The following is a 3,213-nucleotide window of genomic DNA, read 5'->3' as shown; positions in this document are numbered from 1 at the left end:
GCCGCGGGCGCGCGGGACGCGGCCGGGCGCGGGCGGGCGCGGGCGTACGGGCCGAGGTGGGGGCGGGCGGGCGCGGGCGTACGGGCCGGGGTGGGCGCGGGGTGGGGTTTGGGCCGTAATAGGGTCGTCCGCATGCTTGCTGCCCTGACCCTGGTGACCGGGGTCGCCGCGCTGCTGCTCGCCGCCTGGTGCGGCTGGGCGGCCTACCGTGACCAGCCGACGAAGGACTGGCACTTCATCGGCATGGCCGTGGTCTCGCTGCTGGCCCTGGTCCAGCTGGTGATCGGGATCGTGGCGCTGGCGCGGGGCGAGAAGCCGGACCAGGGGACGACGATCTTCGTGGCGTACCTGCTGGGCGCCTTCGCCTGCGTTCCGGCGGCCGGGTTCATGTCGCTGGGCGAGCGCACCCGCTGGGGTTCGGTGACGGTCGCGGCCGGCGGTGTCGTCCTGGCCGTTCTGGAGGTGCGGCTCTATGACATCTGGGGAGGCTGAGATGAGTGCCGTGGAGGAGAAGCCCGCGCGCAACCGGCTCATCAGCGGGCCGGGCACGCTGCTGGTGTGGCTGTACGGCGTGATGGTGGTCGGCGCGGTGTCCCGCTCCGTGTACCAGATCGCGACGGACTTCGGCCGGGCGCCGCTGGCCTACTCGCTGTCGGCGGTGGCCGGAGTGGTCTACGGCTTCATCACCTACTCACTGGTGCGCGGCGGGGAGACGGCCCGCAGGGCGGCGCTGGTGTGCTGCGCCGCCGAGCTGGTGGGCGTGCTCGGGGTGGGGACCTGGACGCTGGTGGAGCCGTCGGCGTTCGCCGACTCGACCGTGTGGTCGGACTACGGCATGGAGTACCTGTTCATCCCGGTGCTGCTGCCGCTGTCGGCGCTGTACTGGCTGCGCCGCTCGCGCGAGCAGGCGCCGGCGGCCGGCTGAGCCGGCGGCGCCCGCCGGCGCGGCGTCCCGCGCCGCGCCCCGCGTCAGGCGGTGGCCACGTACGTCCCGCTGCCGGCCGGCTTCTCCAGCACGATCTGCGGTACGCCGTCGTCGCCCTCGGAGGTGCCGACCGTCCGGTAGCCCACGCGCCGGTACAGCCTGAGGCTGCCCTCGCTGCGGTGGCCGGTGAACAGGCGGAACCTGGTCGCGCCGCGCTCGTCGGCCAGCGCCGTCTCGGCCGCGCGCAGCAGCCGGGCGCCGATGCCGTGGCCCTGGAGGCGGGGGTGGACGCAGAGCGTGCCGATGGCGGCGGCGCCGTCCTCGGTCACCCGGCCCCGCACCGAGCCGACGACCTCCTCGCCGAGCCGCGCCACGAAGACGCAGTCGTCGGCGACCTCGCGGCGCACCGAGTCGAGGCTCTGCACGAGCGGGTCGATGCGGTAGTTCCCGTACAGCGCGGCCTCGCTCTGGAAGCACAGGTACTGCAACCTGAAGATCTGCTCCGCGTCCTGCTCGGCCGCCGCAGAGATGGTCACGCTCATGCCCATGTGCGCACGCCTCCCGCTCACCTGATCACCTGTCGTCCCCCACACCTATCCCCGCGCTTCGCGGACCGCAACCTCCGGGGCCAGCAGTCGCCGCAGACATCCCAGACATCTGGAGCGTTCCGGCCCGAGACTGCCCTGTGAGATACCCAACTCCCCGGCGATCTCGCGGTAGGTGAGGTCCCGCGGCGACAGCAGTGCCTCCAGCAGCCGGGGGCAGCGGCCGGGCAGCCGGCGCACCGCGTCGCGCAGGGCGCGGCCGCTGGCGGCCACCAGGGCGAGGTGTTCGGGGCCGCGTTCGCTGTCGTCGGCGGGCTCCAGGCCGTAGGGGCGTTCGATGCTGATGGTGCGTCGGGTGCGACGGGCCTCGGAGCGGACCGCCCGGCGCAGCCAGCCCTGCGGGTCGGGCGGCGGGCCGTCCGCCTCCAGGCGCTCCAGCAGCCGCAGCCAGACAGCCTGTTCCAGATCGCCCGGCTCGGTTCCGGCGGCGGGCGCCTCGGCCGAGGCCTCGGCCAGGAGCAGGGGGCGCAGGGCGGTGAGCAGGTCGTGTGTCATATGCGGCACGACGCGGCCGTCCCGGCGCGGGTTGCCGGGACGGCCGCGGTTCACTCCGACGAGGGCGGGTCGGGTCAGTGGTTGACGGACCGGCCGTTCAGGAAGTCCTCGCGGGCGAGGAGTCCCAGGTCGGCGGTGTCGGTGAAGACGCCGTCGATGCCGGTGGCGAAGTAGGCGCCGTAGAGGCTGAAGACGTCGCCGTAGGCGTCCTTGGCCGTGCCCTTGCGCAGCTTCGGCGGCAGGAAGGGGTTCTCGGGGCGGACGGTGTAGGGGTGCAGGAGGAGGCCGGCGGCGTGCGCGTCGCGGACCAGGGTGCTCGGCGCGCCGAGGTCGCCGGCGGCGTCCTTGGGGACGACCAGGTCGAGGGTCGGGCCGATGCCCTGGGCGTAGGAGGCGATCTCCTTGAGGCCCTTGGGGGTGATGAGGTCGGCGACGGTGCGCGGGTCGCCGGTGGCGACGAAGTCGTAGGGGCGCGAGGCGGCGTCGGACAGCAGCACCACGAGCGGGTTGGCCACCAGCCGGTTCAGCCGCTGGATGCTGGTGGGTTCGAAGGACTGGAGGATGACCGGCGAGTCCTTGCGGTCCTTGCCGTGCCGGCGCAGCAGCTTGGCGACCCGCTCCTCCAGACCGAGGCCGAGCGCGCGGAAGTAGGTGGGGTGCTTGGTCTCCGGGTAGATCCACACCTGGCGGCCGCGCCTGCGGGTCTGCTCGTCCTGCCACTTCAGGACCTCTTCGAAGGTGGGGATCTCCCAGCGGCCGTTGAAGACGGTGTTGTGCGGGCGGTTGGCCGGGATGCGCTCGATCGCGCGCAGCCGCTTCAGTTCGGCGAGGGTGAAGTCCTCGGTGAACCAGCCGGTGGTGGCCACTCCGTCCAGGGTCTTGGTGGTCTTCCGGCCGGCGAACTCGGGGTGGTCGGCGACGTCCGTGGTGCCGCCGATCTCCGGCTCGTGCCGGCACACCAGGTGGCCGTCCCTGGTGGGTACCAGGTCGCCGGCCTCCACGATGTGCGCGCCGAGGTCGAGGGCCAGTTCGTAGGAGCCGAAGGTGTGCTCGGGGCGGTAGCCGCTCGCGCCCCGGTGGCCGATGATCGTGGGCGTCGGCAGGCTGTGCAGCCCGCCGCCCCGGCGGCCGGCCGCGGTCGCGGCGGCCGGGTCCGGCGCGGCCGAGGCCGTGCCGGGCAGCCCGAGC

The 3,213-nt window shown here is 73.8% G+C and carries 5 protein-coding genes; 2 read left to right on the top strand and 3 right to left on the bottom strand.

All coding sequences use genetic code 11. The features are described from left to right. The first annotated feature begins 132 nt into the window (after positions 1-132). Both ABEB07_RS26290 and ABEB07_RS26285 read left to right on the top strand, forming a co-directional pair. On the top strand, positions 133-492 hold the full coding sequence (locus tag ABEB07_RS26290) for a hypothetical protein (RefSeq protein ID WP_164584603.1): 360 nt from the start codon (positions 133-135) through the stop codon (positions 490-492). A gap of 1 nt (position 493) precedes the next feature. Continuing rightward, a complete protein-coding gene (locus ABEB07_RS26285) occupies positions 494-925 on the top strand; it encodes a hypothetical protein (RefSeq protein ID WP_176148278.1) in 432 nt (143 codons plus the stop codon). A 44-nt stretch (positions 926-969) separates the two neighbouring features. Here ABEB07_RS26285 and ABEB07_RS26280 read toward each other — a convergent pair whose 3' ends face one another. The 3 genes from ABEB07_RS26280 to ABEB07_RS26270 form a co-directional block, all read right to left on the bottom strand. Then, positions 970-1,473, bottom strand: coding sequence for a GNAT family N-acetyltransferase (locus ABEB07_RS26280; RefSeq protein WP_176151879.1), 504 nt, complete (start codon positions 1,471-1,473; stop codon positions 970-972). Positions 1,474-1,518: 45 nt separating this feature from the next. Next, complete coding sequence (locus tag ABEB07_RS26275; RefSeq protein WP_176148279.1) at positions 1,519-2,025, bottom strand: RNA polymerase sigma factor; 507 nt, start codon at positions 2,023-2,025, stop codon at positions 1,519-1,521. A 74-nt stretch (positions 2,026-2,099) separates the two neighbouring features. Further along, the coding region (locus ABEB07_RS26270) for a glycerophosphodiester phosphodiesterase (RefSeq protein WP_345670577.1) at positions 2,100-3,213 on the bottom strand (1,114 nt) is incomplete at its 5' end.

This window comes from Streptomyces similanensis, from assembly GCF_039543625.1.
Taxonomy (GTDB): Bacteria; Actinomycetota; Actinomycetes; order Streptomycetales; family Streptomycetaceae; genus Streptomyces; species Streptomyces similanensis.
The sequence above is the reverse complement of the archived record's forward strand: the minus strand, read 5'-3'. Positions and strand labels throughout refer to the sequence as shown.